18 protein-coding genes are annotated in these 22,094 nt (G+C 68.6%); 3 read left to right on the plus strand and 15 right to left on the minus strand.

Annotated features, from left to right (window positions below; all coding sequences use genetic code 11):
• Window positions 1-2: 2 nt before the first annotated feature.
• The 11 genes from miaA to JFC09_RS08695 form a co-directional block, all read right to left on the minus strand.
• A complete protein-coding gene (gene miaA, locus JFC09_RS08645) occupies window positions 3-908 on the minus strand; it encodes a tRNA (adenosine(37)-N6)-dimethylallyltransferase MiaA (RefSeq protein WP_198393624.1) in 906 nt (301 codons plus the stop codon).
• Window positions 896-1,714: a hypothetical protein gene (locus JFC09_RS08650; protein WP_198393625.1), complete on the minus strand. Its 819-nt coding sequence runs from the start codon at window positions 1,712-1,714 to the stop codon at window positions 896-898. The genes miaA and JFC09_RS08650 overlap by 13 nt, the downstream gene beginning before the upstream one ends.
• Window positions 1,707-3,212, minus strand: coding sequence for a tRNA (N6-isopentenyl adenosine(37)-C2)-methylthiotransferase MiaB (gene miaB, locus JFC09_RS08655; RefSeq protein WP_198393626.1), 1,506 nt, complete (start codon window positions 3,210-3,212; stop codon window positions 1,707-1,709). The genes JFC09_RS08650 and miaB overlap by 8 nt, the downstream gene beginning before the upstream one ends.
• A 65-nt stretch (window positions 3,213-3,277) precedes the next feature.
• Window positions 3,278-3,844, minus strand: coding sequence for a hypothetical protein (locus JFC09_RS08660; protein ID WP_198393627.1), 567 nt, complete (start codon window positions 3,842-3,844; stop codon window positions 3,278-3,280).
• A gap of 163 nt (window positions 3,845-4,007) precedes the next feature.
• Entirely contained in the window at window positions 4,008-4,670 is a 663-nt protein-coding gene (locus JFC09_RS16890) for a regulatory protein RecX (RefSeq protein ID WP_198393628.1), read from the minus strand.
• A gap of 4 nt (window positions 4,671-4,674) precedes the next feature.
• The gene (recA, locus tag JFC09_RS08670) at window positions 4,675-5,781 is read right to left on the minus strand and encodes a recombinase RecA (RefSeq protein ID WP_198393629.1); all 1,107 of its coding nucleotides are present in this window, start codon (window positions 5,779-5,781) and stop codon (window positions 4,675-4,677) included.
• 211 nt (window positions 5,782-5,992) lie between these two features.
• Entirely contained in the window at window positions 5,993-6,220 is a 228-nt protein-coding gene (locus tag JFC09_RS08675; protein ID WP_198393630.1) for a DUF3046 domain-containing protein, read from the minus strand.
• A gap of 9 nt (window positions 6,221-6,229) precedes the next feature.
• Window positions 6,230-6,622 (minus strand): helix-turn-helix domain-containing protein, encoded by a 393-nt coding sequence (locus tag JFC09_RS08680; RefSeq protein ID WP_425548459.1) that lies wholly within the window; start codon window positions 6,620-6,622, stop codon window positions 6,230-6,232.
• Between the two features lie 178 nt (window positions 6,623-6,800).
• The gene (locus JFC09_RS08685) at window positions 6,801-7,268 is read right to left on the minus strand and encodes a CinA family protein (protein WP_332839711.1); all 468 of its coding nucleotides are present in this window, start codon (window positions 7,266-7,268) and stop codon (window positions 6,801-6,803) included.
• The gene (pgsA, locus tag JFC09_RS08690) at window positions 7,265-7,876 is read right to left on the minus strand and encodes a CDP-diacylglycerol--glycerol-3-phosphate 3-phosphatidyltransferase (RefSeq protein WP_198393633.1); all 612 of its coding nucleotides are present in this window, start codon (window positions 7,874-7,876) and stop codon (window positions 7,265-7,267) included. The genes JFC09_RS08685 and pgsA overlap by 4 nt, the downstream gene beginning before the upstream one ends.
• Before the next feature lie 69 nt (window positions 7,877-7,945).
• Window positions 7,946-10,660, minus strand: a complete 2,715-nt coding sequence (locus JFC09_RS08695) for a DNA translocase FtsK (RefSeq protein ID WP_198394032.1) — start codon at window positions 10,658-10,660, stop codon at window positions 7,946-7,948.
• Between the two features lie 345 nt (window positions 10,661-11,005).
• On the opposite strand from JFC09_RS08695, the gene JFC09_RS08700 reads away from it, so the two are divergent.
• The gene (locus tag JFC09_RS08700; protein ID WP_198393634.1) at window positions 11,006-12,562 is read left to right on the plus strand and encodes a DUF1846 domain-containing protein; all 1,557 of its coding nucleotides are present in this window, start codon (window positions 11,006-11,008) and stop codon (window positions 12,560-12,562) included.
• A gap of 187 nt (window positions 12,563-12,749) precedes the next feature.
• Here JFC09_RS08700 and aceB read toward each other — a convergent pair whose 3' ends face one another.
• Both aceB and JFC09_RS08710 read right to left on the minus strand, forming a co-directional pair.
• Window positions 12,750-14,351 carry a malate synthase A gene (aceB, locus tag JFC09_RS08705; protein WP_198393635.1) on the minus strand — a complete coding sequence of 534 codons (1,602 nt, stop codon included), beginning with the start codon at window positions 14,349-14,351 and terminating at the stop codon, window positions 12,750-12,752.
• A gap of 103 nt (window positions 14,352-14,454) precedes the next feature.
• A complete protein-coding gene (locus JFC09_RS08710; RefSeq protein ID WP_198393636.1) occupies window positions 14,455-16,389 on the minus strand; it encodes an FAD-linked oxidase C-terminal domain-containing protein in 1,935 nt (644 codons plus the stop codon).
• A gap of 296 nt (window positions 16,390-16,685) precedes the next feature.
• Between JFC09_RS08710 and JFC09_RS08715 the strand changes: the two genes are divergently transcribed.
• Both JFC09_RS08715 and JFC09_RS08720 read left to right on the plus strand, forming a co-directional pair.
• Window positions 16,686-18,542: an L-lactate permease gene (locus JFC09_RS08715; RefSeq protein ID WP_198393637.1), complete on the plus strand. Its 1,857-nt coding sequence runs from the start codon at window positions 16,686-16,688 to the stop codon at window positions 18,540-18,542.
• 46 nt (window positions 18,543-18,588) lie between these two features.
• Window positions 18,589-19,341 carry an IclR family transcriptional regulator gene (locus tag JFC09_RS08720; protein ID WP_198393638.1) on the plus strand — a complete coding sequence of 251 codons (753 nt, stop codon included), beginning with the start codon at window positions 18,589-18,591 and terminating at the stop codon, window positions 19,339-19,341.
• A gap of 113 nt (window positions 19,342-19,454) precedes the next feature.
• Here JFC09_RS08720 and JFC09_RS08725 read toward each other — a convergent pair whose 3' ends face one another.
• Together JFC09_RS08725 and dapA are read right to left on the minus strand one after the other, a co-directional pair.
• Window positions 19,455-21,140, minus strand: coding sequence for a ribonuclease J (locus tag JFC09_RS08725; protein ID WP_198393639.1), 1,686 nt, complete (start codon window positions 21,138-21,140; stop codon window positions 19,455-19,457).
• The gene (gene dapA, locus JFC09_RS08730; RefSeq protein ID WP_198393640.1) at window positions 21,134-22,057 is read right to left on the minus strand and encodes a 4-hydroxy-tetrahydrodipicolinate synthase; all 924 of its coding nucleotides are present in this window, start codon (window positions 22,055-22,057) and stop codon (window positions 21,134-21,136) included. The genes JFC09_RS08725 and dapA overlap by 7 nt, the downstream gene beginning before the upstream one ends.
• Window positions 22,058-22,094: the final 37 nt, after the last annotated feature.

A 22,094-nucleotide genomic window follows, 5' to 3' on the forward strand; every position in this document is an offset into this window, starting at 1 on the left:
GTCTACGGTGTGATCGCTGCGGCCCGTTCGACGAGGTCCGGGGCGTCGGCAGGCAGCACGTGGACCCGCCGGTCCCGTCGGAACCACGTCTCCTGACGCTTCGCGAACTGGCGGGTCCGCACGATGGTCCGCTGGATCGCGTCGTCCTGCGTCATCGTGCCGTCCAGATGCGCCATGATCTCCGCGTAGCCGATCGCCTGCCCGGCAGTGGATTCCGGGCGGAGACCCTCCGCGCGGAGTCGGGCGACCTCGTCCACCCAGCCCGCTTCCCACATCCGGTGGACTCGGTCAGCGATCCGCCGGTGCAGGACGTCACGGTCGAGGACCAGACCGATCTGGATCGTGGGGCGCACGTAGGTGTAATCCGGCAAGTAGGCGGTGAAGGGCTCCCCGGTGATCTCGATGACCTCCAGCGCCCGGACGACACGCCGCGCATCGCCCGGGGCGATCTTCTCCGCCGCAGCGGCGTCCAGACGGCCGAGGCGCGCATGCAGGACCGCGGAGCCCAGCGCCGCGGCTTCAGATTCGAGCCGTGCGCGCACGTCTTGGTCCGTTCCCGGGAAGCGCATGTCGTCGGTCACCGCGCGGACGTACAGCCCGGAACCGCCCACCATGACGGGCTGGAGTCCGCGCGAAGCGATGTCGTCGATCGCGCGGCGGGCAAGAGCCTGGAAGTCCGCCACACTCGCGGACTCGCCTATGTCGAGCACGTCGACGAGATGGTGCGGGATACCGGCCCGCTCGTCGACCGCCAGCTTGGCCGTCCCGATGTCCATGCCCCGATACAGCTGCAGGGCATCGCCGTTGACGATCTCCCCGCCTTCACGTGCGAGGGCGATACCGAGGTCGGATTTGCCGGTCGCCGTGGCACCCACCACCGCGAGCAGCGGCCGCGTCATGCGTGCCATCCGGATAGGGAGGTCTGCCGCTCCCGCGGCACACGCAGAGGTGCGTCCGCCTCGAGTGCGAAGACCCGGTAGCGCACGTGGTGGACGTCCGCGGACGCGAGGCCCACACCGCGAGCACCCGCGAGCTCGAGGGTGGCGAGCATGTCGATCCACGCTGCGTGCCCGCCCGCCCGGTCCTGCAGAGCAGCGATCCTCTCGAGGTCGACGGAACCGGTCAGAGCACGCTCCAGCTCCTCGTCGAACGCCACCGCTCCCTCGCGAGGTGCGAGCGGCGCCTCAGGATGAGCGGCGCCGGAGAAATCGAGGGGAACGACCAGGGGTGCCGCCGACGGTGCGGTGCATCCGTCGCCCCCCGCGATCAAGCGCACATCCACTCCGGCTTCCAACCCGGCGAGGACCGCCACGAGCACCCCGGTCGGGATCTGAAGGGCGGTCCGGACAGATGCCTCGTCGAGCTCCTTCACCGCTGTGACGAGCTCGTCGCCCCGCAGCAGGTCCGACGGTCGGCTCGTTCCCTCGACAATCGCGTGGTCCCGCACTCCCCCCGGCCCCGAGTACTCCATCGGCACTACCGGTCCTGCCGGCTCTTCGGCATGAATCCTCGCACCCACGGCGAGACCGAGACCCCCGAGGCTCGCCACGGGAGGAAGCGCGGATCCCGGCACCCGTACGGTCCACGTGCGCGTACGGACGAGGACGCTGTGGACGGCGCTGCGAAGGCTCGCCATCTCCTCCGGCTCGCACGGATCGACCCCGCTGAGGAGGAGCGGCGTGCCGGGGATGAGGAGCGCAGCCGGGTCAGTCACCCAGACCCACACGGAGGGTCGGCATGCCGAGTGATGTCGGCGCGGCCGGTCTGGAGCCTGCAGACGGGGTGCCGCAGGAGTCCGCCTGTGCACGGTCGAAGGCATCCCCAGCCCGGGTCGAGCGGATCGTGTATCCCGAATCGCTGAGGAGGAAGTAGGGCTTGGCCTCGTCGACGACCACACTCACCACGTCCCCCGGGCGGGGAATCCCGACTGCGTCGTCCACACCCACATGTACCAGTCGGTTGTCCTCCGCACGACCCGAGAATCGCCCGTGCGCCTCATCCGGCTGGGCATGCACGAGCACGGACTGCCGCGTACCGATCAGTGCACGGTTCTCCCCGTGGGAGATCTGGTCCTGCAGCGCCGTCAGCCGCTCGAAGCGCTCCTGCACGATCGCTTTGGGCACCTGGTCCGGCATGGTCGCAGCCGGTGTGCCGGGCCGGATCGAGTACTGGAAGGTGAAGGCCTGCGAGAACCGGGACCTGCGCACCACGTCGAGCGTCGCGGCGAAGTCCTCCTCCGTCTCGCCGGGGAAGCCGACGATGATGTCCGTCGTGATCGCGGCGTGCGGGATGCGTTCACGCACCTCGTCGAGGATCCGCAGGAACCGTGCCGACCGATAGGACCGTCGCATGTCCTTGAGGATCCGGTCGGATCCGGACTGCAGCGGCATGTGGAGCTGCGGCATGACCGTGGGAGTCTCCGCCATCGCTTCGATGACGTCTGTGGAGAAGGCGGCGGGGTGGGGACTCGTGAATCGCACGCGCTCGATCCCGTCGACGCGGCCGACTGCACGCAACAGCTTGGCGAACGCACCCCTGTCGCGGAACTCCGCTCCGTAAGAGTTGACGTTCTGACCCAGCAGGGTCACCTCCACGACGCCTTCTGCGGCGAGTGCCTCGACCTCTGCGAGGATGTCGCCCGGGCGTCTGTCCTTCTCCTTGCCGCGCAGCGCGGGCACGATGCAGAACGTGCAGGTGTTATTGCAGCCGACGCTGATCGAGACCCACGCCGAGTGCGTCGATTCGCGCCGTGTGGGCAGCGTCGACGGGAAGACGTCGAGCGACTCGAGGATCTCGACCTGCGCTTCCGCATTGTGGCGCGCCCGTGCGAGCAGCACAGGCAGAGATCCCATGTTGTGTGTACCGAACACCACGTCGACCCAGGGCGCCCGCCGGATGATCGTGTCCCGATCCTTCTGCGCCATGCAGCCGCCCACGGCGATCTGCATGCCGGGCCGCTGCTCCTTGACGTGAGCGAGCCGCCCCAGATTGCCATAGAGCCGATTGTCCGCGTTCTCACGGACGGCGCAGGTGTTGAAGACGACGATGTCGGCCTGCTCGCCACCCGACGCCGGAACGTACCCGGCGTCATCGAGAAGCCCGGAGATCCGCTCCGAGTCGTGCACATTCATCTGGCATCCGTACGTCGTGACTTCGTACGTCTGCGGGATCGCGGTGGTGGTCGCATCGGCGACGAGCGTGTTCTCAGTCATGGCATCCGCCATTCTATCGACGGCGCGCGTCGCAGGCCTCCTGCCGGTGCGATCACCGCCCGGGATCACACGTGAGCGTGGTCGAAGGAGAGACCGTCAGCCCACCCCACACCGCGGAGGATGTCGTCCGCCACGCGATGGGTCTCGTCGTGGTCGAGTGGACCGTTCACCCCGCTGAAGGCGACGGCCAGGGTCATCCCGCCGTCGACCTTCGCGAAGCGGGTCACAGCGCCTCCGATGAACTGCGAATCGGCGTCGACGACGACCGAGTACGCATACGTCCACGAAGACGTGCTGAGCGGGACGACGCGAACTCCCGGGTGGTCGTATTCCTCGCGCACCGAGTCCAGTGTGTGATCCCGAGGTCCTGAGCCGGAGGACACGACGGAGACGAAGACATGATCAGCCCGACCGCACCCCTGCCGGACGACGCCTCCCACCGGCGGCGCACTGAACGAGAGGACGGCACCGCTGCCATCGCCGTAGGAGCAGACCGGGTTCGCAACGACATCGGACGCAGGGGCTTGGAAGTATTCCGCCATCCGGGGCGTGAGGAATTCAGCGGAGTCGCTGGGCAACAGCAGGTCGGCATGTGCACGCCAGCGTGCCACCCGAACGAAATCTGCGGACATCGGTATTCCTGTTCCTTCTAGGACACACGAGCCGGCGGAAGCCGGACCGTAGTGGCCCTGAGTCTAGGAGCACCGAGCACCCTGCGCGCAATCGGATCCAGGCATGTCGCCAATATGTTATCACAGTTTCGGCGCAGATGCTAACTGATCTCACTTGCATATTTCATGTGAGAGACGCGTCACCGTCATCGTCTAGCGCCTGTGCCGCCGCCCGCCGGGCAACGGATCCGGAGAAGCCGCGCCGCCCCAGCACCCCGAGGGTGCGCCGAAGACGCATGTCGTGCGGGAGTCCGCGCGTGCTCGCTGCCTTCTTGCGCGCCGCGTCCAGGGCGAAGGGGAAATCGTCGCCCACGTCGGCCAGCGCATCGCGTGCGTCCTCGTCCGACACGCCCTTCTCGCGCAGCGCACGTGAGATCGCGGAGAGCGAGCGTCCTTTCCCCGTGCGCTGCGAGCGCACGAACTGCTCGGCGAAGCGCACATCGTCGAGAAGGCCCGCGTGCTCCAGCTTGCCGAGCAGCACGTCGACGATCCGCTCTTCATGTCCACGGCCCACGAGCTTCTGCCTCATCTCGACCCGACTGTGATCGCGCAGGGCGAGGATCGCATATGCACGTTTCGACGCGTCCCTGATCGCTTCTGCGTCAGCGTCGTCCTCGCCCTCAGAAGCAGACCCGGCAGCAGCCTGCCCCACCGCGGCGCACCCCGTACCGGGCCGGCTCTCGCCGGCGAGGTCAGCGCCCCCCTGGGCCGGCGGGACCTCCGGAACAGCGTCGATGGCCTGCTGGAGCGAACTCAGCAGGGACTGACGATCGTCCGTCTCCGCCACGCGGTCAGAACTCCGCGTGAGCAGGCTTGGGCGCGGCCTCCACCTGTTCCGCGGCGACCGCGTCATCCTTCGCGTCCGCTTCCGGATCAGCGAGGAGTCCGAGCTTCTGCTTGATCTTCGTCTCGATCTCATCGGCGAGCCCCGGGTTGTCGCGGAGGAAGTTGCGGACATTCTCCTTGCCCTGCCCCAGCTGATCCCCGTCGTATGTGAACCACGACCCGGACTTCCGCACGATCCCGTTGTCCACGCCCATGTCGATGAGGCTCCCCTCACGGGAGATCCCCTGGCCGTAGATGATGTCGAACTCCGCCTGCTTGAACGGCGGAGCGACCTTGTTCTTCACCACCTTGACGCGCGTGCGGTTCCCGACGGCGTCCCCGCCCTCCTTGAGGGTCTCGATCCGACGGACGTCCAAGCGGACGGACGCATAGAACTTGAGCGCCTTGCCGCCGGAGGTGGTCTCCGGGGAGCCGAAGAAGACACCGACCTTCTCACGCAGCTGGTTGATGAAGATCGCCGTCGTGTTCGAGGTCGACAGGGCACCCGCGAGCTTCCTCAGCGCCTGCGACATGAGGCGTGCCTGCAGACCGACGTGGGAATCGCCCATCTCGCCCTCGATCTCCGCCTTCGGCACGAGGGCCGCCACCGAGTCGATGACGACGATGTCGAGAGCGCCCGACCGGATCAGCATGTCCGCGATCTCGAGCGCCTGTTCACCGGTGTCCGGCTGCGAGACGAGGAGCTGATCGGTGTCCACCCCCAGCGCCTTCGCATATTCCGGGTCGAGCGCGTGCTCAGCGTCGATGAAGCCAGCGATCCCGCCCGCCCGCTGAGCACTCGCCACCGCGTGCAGCGCCACCGTCGTCTTGCCGGAGGATTCCGGGCCGTAGATCTCCACGACGCGGCCGCGTGGGAGCCCGCCGATCCCCAGCGCGATGTCGAGCGCCACCGAACCGGTGGGTATAGCTTCGATGGGCGCCCGGGTCTCGTCCCCCAGACGCATGATTGCGCCCTTGCCGTACTGACGGTCGATCTGACCCAGCGCGGCGTCGAGAGCCTTCGACTTGTCCGCACCTGCCGTACGCGGCGTGCGACTGCTCTTCCCTGCCATGTCTCCTCCTCCAGCGGACCTCCGTGGTCACCTGTGCCAAGCCTAGGCATCGGCACGGACACGGCACCGCGAGCGCCCGAATGTGTGTATGGCCGCCCCGCTCGTCCCCAGACGGATCGACGCACCGCGGCCGTGGTCCAGCGTAGCGCAATGGGAACACGTGTTCGAACGGATGCGGGGGCGTGTCACGAATCGTGTCTCACGGAGCGAGTCACAGAGGGGTCGAGTTCGGCTTGTCCCGCCCCAGCCGGCGTTCGTGCGGGACTCCGGCCGCATCGCAGATCGCTGCCCAGATCTCACGCGGGTCGTAGCCCGCGTCGAAGGCTTCCCGGGGTGTGACGGAGCCCAGGGTGCTGAGGGCGAGGTCGGTGTGGAGGGACGACGCGCGCGCGGCACCGAACTCGTCCTCCATCAGCTCCCAGTACAGAGCGTGGCGCACGATCGGGGATCAGACGCGGCCGGCCATGGCGGGACCGTCCGCCAGGGTGTCCTCGGACAGGACGCGCCGGGAGAGTTCGACCGGAACGGTGTCGGGGATCGCGACGCCCTCGTCGAGTGCGAACCGATCGCTCACGTCGCGCAGGAGGATCGATACGGGCATCTCGAGAGCACCGCAGATCGACGCGAGCAGCTCCGAGGACGCTTCCTTCTGGCCGCGTTCGATCTCACTGAGATAGCCCAGCGACACACGGGCATCGGACGACACTTCGCGCAGCGTCCGGCCCTGACGACGGCGCGCGGTGCGCAGCGCATCGCCGATCTCGATTCGCAGAAGAGTCATGCGGATCCTTTCTTGCCGGGCATCCGCACTGTGCGGTACATCCGGCGGGCCTCGAACCACGACAGTGGAGTGTGTCGTGACAGTGCGTTCAACAGGTGGAGGTCGGATTCTGTTCCCATCACCCTACAGGCGGCCCCTGACACGTTCCTCCATGCCGCACGGGCGGACGTCGGCAGCATCGCCCGCGCCCGGACTGCCACCCGCTCTCGAACCGCCTTCCGTTGCCGACCGCAGTCGATCACAGCACTTCGAGCACGAGGGACAGGCACGCCCCGACGGTCGCCCGTCTGATGTCCTCCCGGTCCCCCGAGAGCGACAGCTCCCGCGCGACCACGTGGTCCGATCCCGTCGCGACCGCGATGTGGACGCAGCCCACGGGTCGCCCGTCCTGCGGGTCGGGTCCCGCGACGCCGGTGCACGCGACCCCGATCGTCGCACCGCACACCGTACGCGCTCCCAGTGCCATCTGGCGTGCGACGTCAGGGTCCACCGCGCCCCGGACCGCCAGGAGCTCCGCGTCCACCCCGGCGAGCGTGGTCTTGAGCTCGGTGCTGTAGGTCACGAGTCCTCCGCGCAGCACAGCCGATGCTCCGGGAACCGTGGCGACGGTCGCGGCGAGAAGGCCCGCCGTGAGCGATTCGCACGTCCCGAGCGTGAGCGAGCGGTGGGTGAGGGCGTGCACCGCTTCAGCGGCCAACGAGGTCACGCGGCCTTCGCCTCCCGCACCAGGCGGTAGGACTTCACGCAGTAGTCCACGCCCGTGACGAGCGTGACGATGATCGCCGCCGTCATCGCGAGCCATGCGACCACGGTCCAGGCCACGCCGATCGCGGGGAGCCCGATGAGGACGGGCACCCACAGCAGCATGAGGCCGATCGCCACGGTCTGGAGGACTGTCTTGATCTTGCCGCCCTTCGAGGCGGGCAGGACCACCCAGCGGATGATGACGAAGCGCAGGACGGTGATCCCGAATTCGCGCACGAGGATGACGAGAGGCACCCAGAACGGGAGCGTGCCCACCATCCACAGTCCTATGAGCGCCGCCGCCATCAGCGCCTTGTCCGCGATGGGGTCCGCGATCTTCCCGAAATCGGTGATGAGGTCCCACCGCCGCGCGAGGGCCCCGTCGACCCAGTCGGTCACCATCGCGACGACGAACACGGCGAACGCCCAGACCCGCAGCGTGGGTTCCGTCCCGCCCTCCGCGAGGAGGACGACGAGGAAGACCGGCACCAGCAGGATCCTCAGCACCGTGAGGGCGTTGGGCAGGTTCCAGTTGCTGGGCGGCGGCGCGTCGCGAGTCCGGTCGTTCACGTGCTCCAGCCTATCCGTCCACCGCACGGCGCCGGGATGCGGCCGTCGCCGTCCTCGGAGGTCCTCACGTCACCGCCCCGTCAGCTCCCATGCATCGTCCGACGACTCCTCGACGATCTCGAGACCCGATTCGTCGTCGTACATCCGACCGCTGCCCGCGTCGCGCCCCGCATGCGCAGGGCCATCGTCGTCGGAATCGCCGCCGGGGCCGCAGCCGCCGGGCGCTGTGTCCGCAGCGGCTCCGGGTCCGCCCGTGTCCGGCGGGTCCTCCCCGCGGATGACGGCGAGCGTCCCCGGCAGGTCGTCGGGGCGCACCAGCACATCTCGCGCCTTCGACCCCTCCGACGGACCCACCACACCGCGCGACTCCATGAGGTCCATGAGGCGTCCGGCCTTCGCGAAGCCCACGCGGAGTTTGCGCTGGAGCATCGACGTGGATCCGAACTGGGTGGTGATGACGAGCTCCGCCGCCTGGAGCAGCAGGTCCAGGTCGTCGCCGATCTCCTCGTCGATCTGCTTCTTGGGCGCTTCGACCGCGACGTCCTCGCGGTAGTTCGGTGCGAGCTGCGCCTTGACGTGCTCGACGACCTCCTCGATCTCCGATTCGTTCACCCACGCACCCTGCACGCGCATCGGCTTCGCAGCCCCCATGGGCAGGAAGAGCGCGTCGCCCTGACCGATGAGCTTCTCCGCGCCCGGCTGGTCGAGCACGACACGGGAGTCCGCGAGCGACGAGGTCGCGAACGCCAGACGGGACGGCACGTTCGCCTTGATGAGTCCCGTGACGACGTCGACGGACGGACGCTGCGTCGCGAGCACCAGGTGGATGCCTGCGGCTCGCGCGAGCTGGGTGATGCGCTGGATGCTCGCCTCGACGTCGCGCGGCGCGACCATCATGAGGTCGGCGAGCTCGTCGACGACGACGAGCAGGTACGGGTACGGGTTCAGTTCGCGTTCGGAGCCCGGCGGCGGCGTGATGCGCCCCTCCCGGACGGCCTTGTTGAACTCCTTCACGTGCTTGAAGCCGTAGTGGGCGAGGTCGTCGTAGCGCGCGTCCATCTCCCGCACCACCCACTCGAGTGCTTCCGCGGCCTTCTTCGGGTTCGTGATGATCGGGGTGATGAGGTGCGGGATGCCCTCATAGATCGTGAGTTCGACCCGCTTGGGGTCGACGAGGATCATCCGGACCTCGTCAGGGGTGGCCCGCATCATGATCGACGTGATCATCGAGTTGATGAAGCTGGACTTGCCCGCACCGGTCGCACCCGCGACCAGGAGGTGCGGCATCTTCGACAGGTCCGCGACGACGAACCCGCCCTCGACGTCCTTGCCCACGCCCATGACCATCGGGTGGTCGGTCTTGCGTGCGGCGTTCGACCGCAGCACGTCGCCCAGGGAGACCGTCTCGCGGTCGGTGTTGGGGATCTCGATGCCGATCGCCTTCTTGCCGGGGATCGGCGACAGGATGCGGACGTCGGCGCTGGCGACCGCGTACGAGATGTTCTTCGACAGCGCGGTGACCTTCTCGACCTTGGTCCCCGGCGACAGCTCGACCTCGTAGCGCGTGACCGTGGGGCCGCGGGAGAACCCGCTGACCTCCGCGTCGATCTTGAACTGCTCCATGACGTCGCTCAGCGCCGCCACGACACGATCGTTCGCCTCGGACCTCTCCTTGGGCGGAGGGCCCGCCGTGAGTGCGTCGGACGGCGGAAGGGTGTAGGTGACGTCACCGTTGAGCTCGAGCTGGGCGACGCGCTGCGGCACCTCCCCCGTCGCCTGCGGTGCAGGAGTGGACACGGTGGGCACTCGCGCGGTGTCGCTCTCGTCCCCCGCCGAGCCCGCAGCCGCCTGACCGCCCGACCGACGGTCGGTGAGCACCTGGGTCTCGTCGTCCATGCCGACCGCGCGACGCAGCTTCGCCGACTCCTTCTCCGCCTTCGTGGGTCGGCGCTCGCCGGGCCGATAGGCCGGTGCCTCGTTCGCGTCGACGTCGTAGACGTCCGCGTCCTTCTGCCGCGACCCTTCGGCGGGAGCATCCGCGACATCGGCCTCATGGATGTAGGCCTTGTCGTACGCGACGTCCTTCTCCGCCTCGTGCGCCGGTGGCTGTGCTTCCGCGTCGGCCGCCTTCTTGCGGGCGCCGCGCTTCCGGCCCATCGGCTTGAGGGTCGCCGTGGTCCGGCCGGTCGCGACGAGGTCGTCGTCGGTCGAGTCGGCATCACCCGTGCGCGGCGCACCGTCGACCAGCCGGTGGTACGCCGCCACGAGGCGAGCGGGGATGTCGCGCACAGGCGTCGCGGTGAGCACGAGGAAGGAGAACAGGCCCAGCAGGACCAGCAGCGGGACGGTCACGTAGACGGTCGTCGCGGCGATGAGCGGCGAGGAGACGACGTAGCCGATCGCGCCGCCGCCATTGGCCATCGCCTCACGGGAATTCACGAAGCTGGGACTGCCCGCCACGATGTGGGCGAGTCCTGCGGCCGCCACGATGAGCGCAAGCACGCCGATCAGGATCCTGTTGTTGCCGCGCGTGTCCTCGCCCCGGAGGAAGAGACGGATCGCATAGGCCAGGAGAATGAGCGGCAGAGCGAGCGCGACACGCCCGAACGTGCCTTCGACGACGGAGCGGACCCCGTCCCCCACGACTCCGGGGATGTGCCACCACTCGAACGCGGCGATGAGGATCGCGGCCGCGATGAGTGCGAACCCCGTCCCGTCGCGGCGGGTCGGGGCATCCGCGCTCTCTGCGGGGTCGAGTGTCCTTCGTGTCCGGTCGCCGGCCATGTGAGCCACTCCCATCCATGCGCCGGTGAGGATGTTGCCTCGCCCGGCGGCCTTGTCGGCATCGGGTCCCCCGGGAACGCCGCGCGCGTTCGTGGTCCGCCGGCGCCCGCGGGGTGCTTCTGAGGCATCCGCGGAGCGCGAGGACGTGCGAGCGCGACCGGTGCTGGCGGGGGAAGTCGTACGGGTCGCCATGCTCCCCATGATATTGCCAGGGCGCGCCGCAGCGTCGGATTCACCGCTGTCGGCGTGTGGGCGGCGCGCGGTGACACCCTGTCGGGTCCACCCGTGGCCGTCGACAGCGGATAGGCTTCACGACAGTCCTGCAGTCCGCGAAAGGCCCCGCTGATGTCCCGCGCCACCACGTGCCCCGCCGGCCCCGTCGACGGAGAGGGGTCACCGCGTCCGGAGGGGCCTCCGATCGGTTTCGACCGCGAGCGCTACATCGCGTCCCAGTCGGAGCACATCCGCCAGCGGCAGCGCAGCATCGGCGGCCGGCTCTACCTCGAGATGGGCGGGAAGCTGTTCGACGACCTGCACGCGGCACGGGTACTGCCCGGGTTCGCCCCGGACACCAAGATCGCCATGCTCGAACAGCTGCGAAACGAACTCGAGATCGTCATCGCGGTGAATGCGCGCGACCTGCAGCGCCACAAGGTCCGTGCGGATCTGGGGATCACGTACGAGGACGAGGTCCTGCGCCTGGTCGACGCGTTCCGCTCCCGCGGCTTCCTCGTCGAGAGCGTCGTCCTCACCCAGCTGGACGACGGGGACGAGGCCGGGCACGGGTTCCGCAGCAGACTGGAGCGCCTGGGGCTGCGCACCGTCCGCCACCGGACCATCCCCGGCTACCCGACGGATGTGCGGAGGATCGTCGGCGACGACGGGTTCGGGCGGAACGAGTCCTTCGAGCCCTCCCGCGACCTCGTCGTGCTCACCGCACCGGGGCCCGGGTCGGGCAAGCTCGCCACCTGCCTGTCGCAGATCTACCACGACCACGCGCGGGGCATCCGGTCCGGATACGCGAAGTTCGAGACGTTCCCCGTGTGGGACCTGCCCCTGGAGCACCCGGTCAACCTCGCGTACGAGGCTGCCACCGCGGATCTGGACGATCTCAACGTCATCGACCCCTACCACCTGCGCGCCTACGGCGAGCAGGTGACGTCCTACAACCGCGACGTCGAGGTCTTCCCGCTGCTCACAGCGCTCCTGGAGCGGATCGACGGCAGCAGCCCGTACCACTCCCCCACGGACATGGGGGTGAACATGGTGGGCGCCTGCATCTCCGACGACTCGGTGTGCCGCGACGCCGCGTCGCAGGAGGTGATCCGCCGCTGGTTCCAGGCACGGGTCGCGGAACGACGGGCGGATACCGAGAACGGGGTGTCCGAACGCGTCGGACTCGTCATGCGGCGCGCGGAGGTCGACGTGGAGGACCGCGCGGTCGTCGGACCTGCCCGGGAGCTCGCCGGTTCGACCGGTGCACCGGCGTCCGCCATCCGCCTGCATGACGGCACCCTCATCACCGGGAAGACGTCCGCCCTGCTCGGGTGCTCCGCCGCGATGCTGCTCAACGCCCTCAAGCATCTGGCCGGAATCGACGACGACGCACACCTGCTGTCCCCCGAGTCGATCGAACCGATCCAGACCCTCAAGACGACCCACCTGGGCAGCCGGAACCCGCGGCTCCACACCGACGAGGTGCTCATCGCCCTGTCCGGTTCCGCCGCATCGTCGGCGAGCAGCCGGCAGGCGCTGTCGCACCTCGCCGACCTCGTCGACACGGACGCGCACACGACGACGATCCTCGGCTCCGTCGACGAAGGGATCTTCCGCAGTCTGGGTATCCGTGTCACCAGCGATCCCGTCTACCAGCGGAAGGCCGACCTCTACCACAAGAGGTGACCGGCACCTCGGCGACGGTCTCCACGCGCACCGACGGACAGCGACCGCCCGAACGGACCGTCTGGTTGACAACCGTCATCGACGACCGCGCGGTCCGGGAACGCCGAAGCGCCGGGCGCACCATGAACGATGCACCCGGCGCTGCCGACGTTCGAGTCCTGCGACTCGACCCCTCGGGTCCGGCGACTCAGCCCAGCAGTTCGTACGCGGGGATCGTGAGGAAGTCCGCGTAGTCCTCCTGGGTCGCCATGGTCGCGAAGAGATCGCGGGAGGTCTTCCAATCGGACTCCGCACCCGGGAGGTTCGCGACCTCTTCCGCGATGAGGCGGTCGACGAGCTCCTTCGTGACCTTCTCACCGGAATCGGCCAGCGTCACGCCGAAGTGCAGCCACTGCCACACCTGCGAACGCGAGATCTCCGCGGTCGCCGCGTCCTCCATGAGGCCGTTGATCGCGGCCGCACCGTTGCCGTTCAGCCATGCCTGGACGTACTGGATGCCGACGGCGATGTTCGCCCGCAGGCCCGCCTCCGTCACGTCTCCCGGCGTGTCCTTCACGTTGAGGAGGTCCGCTGCGGTGACGGCCACGTCCTCGCGCTTCTTCGAGATCTGGTTCGGGTTGTCGCCCAGGACCTTGTTGAACTGCTCGCGGCAGGCCTCGACCATGCCCGGGTGTGCGACCCACGAGCCGTCGAACCCGTCGCCCGCCTCGCGCGACTTGTCCTTCTCGACCTGGTCGAAGGCCTTCTTGTTGGCCTCTTCGTCCCTCGACGGGATGAAGGCGCTCATGCCGCCGATCGCGTGCGCACCGCGCTTGTGGCAGGTGCGGACCAGCAGCTCCGTGTAGGCCCGCATGAACGGCACCGTCATGGTGACGAGACCGCGGTCCGGGAGGATCCAGTCCTCGCCCTTGGAGCGGTGCGTCTTGATGACGGAGAAGATGTAGTCCCAGCGGCCCGCGTTGAGTCCCGCGGAGTGGTCGCGCAGCTCGTAGAGGATCTCCTCCATCTCGAACACAGCGGGGTACGTCTCGATGAGGCAGGTCGCACGGATCGTGCCCTGCGGGACACCCAGCGCGTCCTGCGCGTGGACGAACACGTCGTTCCACAGGCGCGCCTCGAGGTGCGATTCCATCTTCGGGATGTAGAAGTACGGGCCGCGGCCCTTCGCGATCTGCTCACGGCCGGCGGTCGCGAAGTACAGCGCGAAGTCGACGAGCGAACCGGACGCGATCTGCCCGTCGATCTTCATGTGCTTCTCCTCGAGGTGCCAGCCGCGCGGACGCACCACGATGGTCGGCAGCTCCTCGTCGGGGCGGAGCTTGTACTCCTTGCCCTGCTCCGAGACGAAGTCGATCTCACGGCGCGTCGCGTCGAGCAGGTTCACCTGACCGCCGATGACGGAGTCCCACGCGGGCGTGTTGGCGTCCTCCTGGTCCGCGAGCCACACCTTCGCGCCGGAGTTCAGCGCGTTGACGGTCATCTTCTGGTAGGTGGGGCCCGTCACCTCGACGCGGCGGTCCTCGAGGCCCGGCGCCGGTGCGGCGACCTGCCAGGAATCGTCTTCGCGGACCGCGCGGGTCTCCTCGAGGAAGTCGAGCTCCTCCCCCGCGTCCAGGCGCGCCTGGCGCTCGACACGTGCGGCGAGGCGCTCCTTGCGGGTCGCGGCGAACTTCCGGTGCAGCGACACGATGAGGGACAGCGCGTCGGGGGTGAGGACCTTCTCTGCGCCTTCGGGCAGATCGGTCGTGATCTCGAGGCCTTCCGGCAGCTCGATGGTGGAAGCGGTCATGTCCATCTCCTCTGGTTGGGGGTGGTGGGAGGGGCAGGGGTTTGGCTGTGGGCCGCGCTGCGGGAGGCAGTCGCGGCGCGTCGTGTGAGGACGCTGCGACGTGTCAGGACGCGGTTTCGGCGGGGTCGGCGCCCAGGGCGGCCAGCACCGCGTCGGCGATGACGGCGTCCTCGGCCGGCTTCCCGCCCGCGACTCCCAGACCGCCGACGACCACGCCGTCGAATGCGATCGGCACGCCGCCGGCGATGCTCGTGAGCAGTCCGCCGGAGCCGTGCTCCAGCTTCTGCGCGAGCTCCGGGACGATGAGCGCGCTGGGGCGGCGCGTCGACGCCGCCGTCTGCGCCTTCCTGCGGCTGGTCTCGACGCTGTGCGGGGTCATCCCGTCCGTCCGGCCGTATGCCACGAGCTGGAGGGCGGGGTCGACGACGGTCGCGCAGGTGCGGACGCCGGCCTTCTGGCCCTCCTCGATCGTGAGGCTCACGGCCCGTGCCGCGAGGTCGTAGGTGATGGTCGGCACGGAGAACGCGACTGCGTCGCCCGTCGCCGAGGTGGTGGTGCCCTGCTCTGTCATCGTCGCCTCTGCTGTCGTCGGTGTCGTGGTGGCCGTGCCTGCGGAGCCTGCCTTCGGCTTCGACTCGAAGACCACTCCGGGGTTGAGGATGCCCTGCGGGTCGAGGGCGTCCTTCACCTTCTGGTTGATCTCCAGCACGTCGGGGCCCAGGTAGCCGGCGAGCCACGGCTGCTTGAGGCGGCCCACACCGTGCTCTCCGGTGATCGTCCCGCCCAGCGCGACCGCGAGGTCCATGATCTCGCCGTACGCCTGGTGGGCTCGCGCGCGCTGCCCGTCGTCCGTCGGGTCGAACACGACGAGCGGGTGCGTGTTGCCGTCGCCCGCGTGCGCCATGACGGCGACGAGGACGTCGTGCCGCTGCGAGATCTCTTCGATCCCGCGCACGAGGGCGCCGAGGTTCGGCAGCGGGACGCCCACGTCCTCGAGGAGGATCGTGCCCTTCTTCTCCACTGCGGGGATCGCGATGCGCCGGGCGGCGATGAATGCCTCGCCCTCGTCCGCATCGTCGGTGGAGAACACCTCGGAGCACCCGTTCGCCTCGCACAGCTGCGTGACCTCGGCGATCTCGACGCCCGCATAGCCGGCCGGCTCATCGGACTGGACGATGATCATCGCCGCCGCATCGCGGTCGAGCCCCATCTTCGTCTCGTCCTCCACCGCGTTGATGGTGGGACGGTCCATGAACTCGAGCATCGACGGGCGCATGCGCTGAGTGATCGCGAGCACAGCCGCCGTCGCGTCGTCGAGGGTGGGGAACGTCGCGACCAGCGTGTGGGGCGGACGCTGCTCGGGCACCAGGCGGAGCGTCACCTCAGTGATGACCCCGAGGGTGCCCTCACTGCCGACGAAGAGCTTCGTGAGCGACAGCCCAGCGACGTCCTTGAGACGGGGCCCACCCAGTTCGACGGCGCGGCCGTCGGCGAGCACCACCTTCATCCCCAGGACGTAGTCGGTCGTCACCCCGTACTTCACGCAGCAGAGTCCGCCTGCGTTCGTGGCGATGTTGCCGCCGATCGAGCAGAACGTGAACGACGCGGGGTCCGGCGGGTACCAGAGGCCGTGCTCAGCTGCCGCCTCCTTGACCTCACCGTTGAACGCACCCGGCTGCGTGACGGCCGTGCGGGTCACCGGGTCGATCGTGATCTCGCGCATCCGCTCCAGCGACAGCACGATACCGCCGTCGACAGCCGTGGACCCACCCGACAGGCTCGTTCCCGCGCCCCGCGGGATGATCGGGGTGCCGGTCGCCGCAGCGAAGCGGACGACGGCCTGGACGTCTTCCGTCGAGGTCGCGCGGACCACCGCCGCGGGGGTGCCCGCGTCGGGGTCTTCGGCCCGGTCGCGGCGGTACGCCTCCGTCTTCACGGGGTCGGTGATGAGAGCCCCCGGCGGCAGCGCAGCCGCCAGCTCGTCGAGTGTCGTCGCGATCGGGGCGTCCGCAGGTGCAGCGGAGGCAGTGGTGGTCATGAGTGGCCTTTCGCCGTCGGCATCGAGCGGGACGGTGCCCGTCCTCACGTCTCACCGTGAACGCTAGCACCCGAAGTCGCCGTTCGTGAAATCTTGTTTTCACTCTGTGGAATCCATGGCGTGAAACAGGACTATTCTTTCGCTTCCCGTCGCTTCGAGTCCACTCTGCGAGATTGCGGGCCCGCGTTCACGGCAAACAACCAGGGATGTGATAGAAACCTCACAGTGACCCGCCCCACAGCAACAGCCGCACCGGCGATCACATCGCCGACTCCGAACTCTTGAGGGAACTCCCCATGGACAACATCGCACTAGCAGCGCTCCTGGCTGCTTCACCCATCCTCGTGGCAGGTGTCCTGCTACTCGTCTTCCGTGCTCCCGCGACCGTGGCCATGCCCGTCTCGCTGGTCGTCGCCGCGCTCGTGGGGGTGTTCGCCTGGGGCCTCTCCTGGGTCACCGTCGGCGCCTCCGTCATCCAGGGCATCATCGTCGCCCTGGGCCTCCTCTGGATCGTGTTCGGCGCACTCGTACTCCTGTCGACGCTCACGAAATCCGGGGCGATCGACTCGATCAAGGCCGGATTCGTCTCGATCTCGCCCGACCGCCGCATCCAGGTCATCATCATCGCGTGGCTGTTCGGCAGCTTCATCGAGGGCGCGGCCGGCTTCGGCACCCCCGCCGCTGTGGTCGCCCCCCTGCTCCTGGCACTCGGGTTCCCCGCGATCGCCGCTGTCATCGCGGGCCTCATCATCCAGTCGACCCCCGTGAGCTTCGGCGCCGTCGGCACCCCGATGCTCACCGGCATCGGTCAGGGGCTGGTCTCCGGCGACGGGGGCCTCTTCCCCCAGCCGGTCCTCGACCGCATGAGCGAGCTCGGCATCTCGGACCAGACCGCGTTCGTCGCACACACCGCCGTCCAGGTCGCCACTCTCCACGCGATCTGCGGCCTCATGATCCCCATCATCCTCGTCTGCTTCATGACCCGCTTCTTCGGCGAGCGGAAGAGCTTCGCAGCAGGCCTCGCCGTCGCGCCGTTCGCTCTGTTCGCCGCGGTCTCCTTCGTCGTCCCCTACCTGCTCGTCGCGATTTTCCTGGGCCCCGAGTTCCCCTCCATGGTGGGCGGACTCGTCGGGCTCCTCATCGTCGTGACCGCTGCGCGCGCCGGGTTCCTGCAGCCGAAGGACACGTGGGAGTTCGCACCGCGCAAGCGCTGGCCCTCCCACTGGATGGGCTCCGTCGACCCGCGGGACGAAGAGGTCGTCCTCGAGAAGAAGATGCCCCTGGCCCTCGCCTGGTCCCCCTACCTCATCGTCGTCGCGCTGCTCCTCCTCACCCGGAACATCCCCGCGCTCAAGGAGTTCCTCAACGGCCCCGCCGCTGTGGAGGTCAACGACATCCTCGGCACCGGGATCGGCCAGGCGAGCGAACTGCTCTACTCGCCGGGAGCGCTCTTCATCATCGCCGCGCTGCTGACGATCCCGCTCCAGCGCATGAAGGCCAAGCAGGTGGCGGGCGCGTGGCGCATCGCCGGCAACCAGATCGCGGGAGCGGCCTTCGCCCTCCTGTGCTCGGTCCCCATGGTCCGGGTGTTCATCAACTCCGGCAGCGACTACAACTCGACCGGAATGGATTCGATGCCACTCGTCCTGGCGGAGGCCGCTGCGAACGCCATGGGCAGCGGCTGGCCGCTGGTGGCGCCCTTCGCCGGCGCGCTGGGTGCGTTCGTCGCGGGCTCCAACACCGTGTCGAACCTCATGTTCTCGCAGTTCCAGTTCGCCACGGGTGTGAACCTCGGTGTGAGCTCGCCGGAGACGATCGTCGCGGCGCAGGCCGTGGGCGGTGCCGCCGGCAACATGGTGGCCGTCCACAACGTCGTCGCGGCATCCGCCACGGTCGGCCTGCTCGGCAAGGAGGGCATCATCCTCCGCAAGACCGTGCTCCCGATGCTCGTGTACAGCCTCATGGCCGGTGCCCTCGCGTCCATCGTCGTGTTCGGCGGAGGATTCAACCTCGGCACGATCGTGTTCGCGCTGCTCGTCATCGGTCTCCTCACGCTCTTCTTCGTCCTGCGCCGCTCGCAGGACATCCCCAACAAGGAGCTGCTCCCCGACCGCCCGGAGGGAACGGTCGAGGAAGCGACGGCCGACCGGTGATGCGGGGGAACCGTCGGTGCTCACCAGGGCTACGCTGGTGAGCACCATGACGACCCAGACCTCACCCTCGCGCCCGTCGATCGTCCAGTCCGTCGACAGGACGATCGACGTGCTCGAGGCGCTCGCGGAAGTCGGTGGCATCGCCCGATCGAAGGAGATCGCCCAGGCGGCGGGGCTCCCGGTCCCCACCGTCCACCGCCTGCTCGCGACCCTCAACATCCGCGGGTACGTCCTGCAGCTCCCCGACCGCAGATACGCCCTGGGGGCGAGGCTGGTCCGGCTCGGCACGGTCGCCGCACAGCAGTCCGGGGCTCAGGTGCAGCCGGCGCTGGACCGCTTGGTGGACCGTCTCGAGGAGACCGTGAATCTGGCGTTCCTCACGCAGGACACGATGACGTACGTCGCCCAGGCATCCTCGCATCGCTCGATGCGGATGTTCACAGAGGTGGGCAGGCGCGTGGCGCTCCACGCCTCCGGTGTGGGCAAGGCGGTCCTCACGACGATGCCGGACGCCCGCGTCCGTGACCTCCTGGCACCGCTCGGCGCACGCGACGTCGACACGGTGCTGCAGGAGGTCGACGTGAGCCGGCGGCGCGGCTACGCGATCGACGACGAGGAACAGGAGGTCGGCGTCCGGTGCCTCGCTGTGGCCGTCCCCGGCGGCCCCGCTCCTGCGGCCCTGTCCGTGTCCGGCCCCAGTTCACGGCTCGAACCGGGCGTCTACAGCCAGGTCGCCGCACACCTCCGGGCCACCGCGGACGAACTCGCGGAGGGCTGGGCCGTCGACGGCGGGTTCTGACGCGAGTCGGACCGCCCAGGTCGTGACGGACGAACGCCCCGCCGGACCTCGTGGTCCGGCGGGGCGTTCGTCCGTGCGTGCACGTGATCAGCGCACCGCCTGACGATGAGGTGTCAGAGGACGACCACCATCGGCACGATCATCGGCTTGCGGCGCAGCTTCGACGAGATCCAGCGACCGATGGTCCGCCGGATGATCTGCTGGAGCTGGTGGCGGTCCTTCGTGCCGTTCCGCAGCGCGTCGAGCACGGCGGTCTCGACCTTGGGCGCGATCGAGGCGAACGTGTTCGCCTCCTCGGCGACACCACGGGTGTGGATCTCCGGGCCGGCGATCACCTCTCTGCGGGAGGCGTCCACCGCCATGAAGATCGACACGAAGCCCTCCCCCGCGAGCGTGAGGCGGTCCTTGAGGTCCGCTTCCGTGATCGCCCCGACGGACGATCCGTCCACGAACAGGTCCTGCGTGGGGTAGGCGCCGGCGACGGACGGGACACCGTCCACGAGGTCCACCGCGTAGCCGTTCTCCGCGAGGATGATCCGGTCCTCCGGGACCCCCGTCTGGTGCGCGAGCTCACCGTTGGCCAGCAGGTGGCGCCACTCGCCGTGGACCGGCATGACGCCCTTCGGCTGCACGATGTTGTAGGTGTAGAGCAATTCTGCGGCGGAGGCGTGACCGGACACGTGGATGTCCGCGGACCCCTTGTGCACGACCTTCGCCCCCAGCTTCATGAGCCCGTTGATGACGCGGAAGACCGCGTTCTCATTGCCCGGCACCAGTGACGAGGCGAGGATGACCATGTCGTCCTCGCCCACCTCGACGGGGTGGTTGCGGTTCGCCATGCGACCCAGCGCAGCCATCGGCTCGCCCTGGCTGCCGGTGCTCATGAGGACGATCTGGTCCTCGGGGTAGTCGCCCACCCGCTTCATGTCGATGATCGTGCCGGGCGGGGCGGTGAGGTAGCCGAGGTCCTGGGCGATCTTCATGTTGCGGACCATGGAGCGTCCCACGAACGCGACCTTGCGGCCGTGCGCGTTCGCCGCGTCGAGCACCTGCTGCACGCGGTGCACGTGCGACGCGAACGACGCGACGATGATGCGGCGCGGTGCTTGGGCGAACAGGTTGACGAGGACCGGTCCGATGTCCTTCTCGAACGGGGTGAAGCCGGGGACCTCCGCGTTCGTCGAGTCGGTGAGGAAGAGGTCCACCCCTTCCTCGCCCAGGCGTGCGAAGGCGCGGAGGTCCGTGATCCGACCGTCGAGCGGAAGCTGGTCCATCTTGTAGTCGCCGGTGTGGAGGACGTTGCCCGCCTTCGTCCGGATCATGACGGCCAGCGCATCCGGGATCGAGTGGTTCACCGCGATGAACTCGAGGTCGAACGGACCCAGCTGGTCCTTGTCGTCCTCCTTCACCACCCGGGTCATCGGCTTGATCCGGTGCTCCTTGAGCTTCGCCTCGATGAGCGCCAGTGTCAGGGTCGATCCGAGGATCGGGATGTCATTGCGCTTGCGCAGCAGGTAGGGCACCGCTCCGATGTGGTCCTCGTGCCCGTGGGTGAGGACCAGCCCGACGATCTTGTCGTACTTGCCGTCCAGGTATGTGAGGTCGGGCAGGATGAGGTCGACGCCGGGCTGCTCCTCCTCAGGGAAGAGGACGCCGCAGTCGACGATGAGGATCTTGTCGTTGTACTCGAAGACGGTCATGTTGCGACCGACTTCTCCGAGTCCGCCGAGTGCCACGATTCTCAGAGCATCGCGAGAAGCCTTCTTGGGCTCTCCGATCTCCGGTAGGAAAGTCAACACGTGAGGTAGTCGCTCCTTTGCAGGGCCAGGCGCACCGCCTCCACCTGCTCCGCATCAGCCGGAAGCAGGGGAAGGCGCGTTGTGCGCGTCGGGATGACGCCCATGAGTTCGAGCGCCGCCTTCGCGGCGACGACTCCGGGCATGTGATTCATGATCGCGTCCACCAGGGGTGCCAGGTCCGCCGCGATCCGGCGGGCCGCCGCGACATCATTCGACGCGACGAGGGAGACGAGGGTGCTGTAGCGGTCCGCGGCGACATGTCCCACGACGGAGACGACGCCGACGGCACCGATCGACAGCAGGGGGAGGTTGAGTGCGTCCTCCCCCGAGTAGTAGGCGATGGTCCCGTGTGCGAGGACGTCCTGCGTCGCACCGAGTGCGCCCTTCGCATCCTTGACCGCGAGGATCTGCGGATGCTCAGCGAGGGCGAGGATGGTCTGGGTGGTCAGCGGTGCGGCCGACCGCCCGGGGATGTCGTAGAGCATGACGGGGAGGTCCGTCGAGTCCGCGATCGCCCGTGTGTGCGCGATGATCCCGTCCTGCGTGGGCCGCGAATAGTAGGGGGTGACGGAGAGCAGGCCGTCCGCTCCGCACTCCCGCGCACTCTGCGACAGCGCGATCGACTGTGCCGTGTGGTTCGTCCCCACACCTGCGACGACCTTGGCGCGACCCGCGGTCGCGGAGACGACGGCGCGGAGGATCTCCGCCTTCTCCGTGTCGGTCGTCGTCGACGCCTCCCCGGTCGTCCCGGACACGACCAGCAGGTCGTTGCCCCGTTCGATGAGATGGTCCGCCGTCGCTTCCAGCGCAGCGAAGTCCACCGCGCCGTCCGCGGTGAAGGGGGTGATCATCGCGGTGCCGACGTGGCCGAAGGCATCGCGCGCCGCATTTCCTGCTGCGTCCTCTATCATGGCCATGGTCCGATCCTACCCGCCGCGCGCGGGCGAACCCACG

This window comes from Brevibacterium yomogidense, assembly GCF_016107685.1.
GTDB classification, from domain to species: domain Bacteria; phylum Actinomycetota; class Actinomycetes; order Actinomycetales; family Brevibacteriaceae; genus Brevibacterium; species Brevibacterium yomogidense.

Coding starts and splice junctions, on each gene's coding strand:
- miaA (WP_198393624.1), bottom strand. CDS start 908: ATGGCACGCATGACGCGGCCGCTGCTCGCGGTGGTGGGTGCCACGGCG.
- miaB (WP_198393626.1), bottom strand. CDS start 3,212: ATGACTGAGAACACGCTCGTCGCCGATGCGACCACCACCGCGATCCCG.
- JFC09_RS08660 (WP_198393627.1), bottom strand. CDS start 3,844: ATGTCCGCAGATTTCGTTCGGGTGGCACGCTGGCGTGCACATGCCGAC.
- recA (WP_198393629.1), bottom strand. CDS start 5,781: ATGGCAGGGAAGAGCAGTCGCACGCCGCGTACGGCAGGTGCGGACAAG.
- JFC09_RS08695 (WP_198394032.1), bottom strand. CDS start 10,660: ATGGCCGGCGACCGGACACGAAGGACACTCGACCCCGCAGAGAGCGCG.
- JFC09_RS08700 (WP_198393634.1), top strand. CDS start 11,006: ATGTCCCGCGCCACCACGTGCCCCGCCGGCCCCGTCGACGGAGAGGGG.
- aceB (WP_198393635.1), bottom strand. CDS start 14,351: ATGACCGCTTCCACCATCGAGCTGCCGGAAGGCCTCGAGATCACGACC.
- JFC09_RS08710 (WP_198393636.1), bottom strand. CDS start 16,389: ATGACCACCACTGCCTCCGCTGCACCTGCGGACGCCCCGATCGCGACG.
- JFC09_RS08715 (WP_198393637.1), top strand. CDS start 16,686: ATGGACAACATCGCACTAGCAGCGCTCCTGGCTGCTTCACCCATCCTC.
- JFC09_RS08720 (WP_198393638.1), top strand. CDS start 18,589: ATGACGACCCAGACCTCACCCTCGCGCCCGTCGATCGTCCAGTCCGTC.
- dapA (WP_198393640.1), bottom strand. CDS start 22,057: ATGGCCATGATAGAGGACGCAGCAGGAAATGCGGCGCGCGATGCCTTC.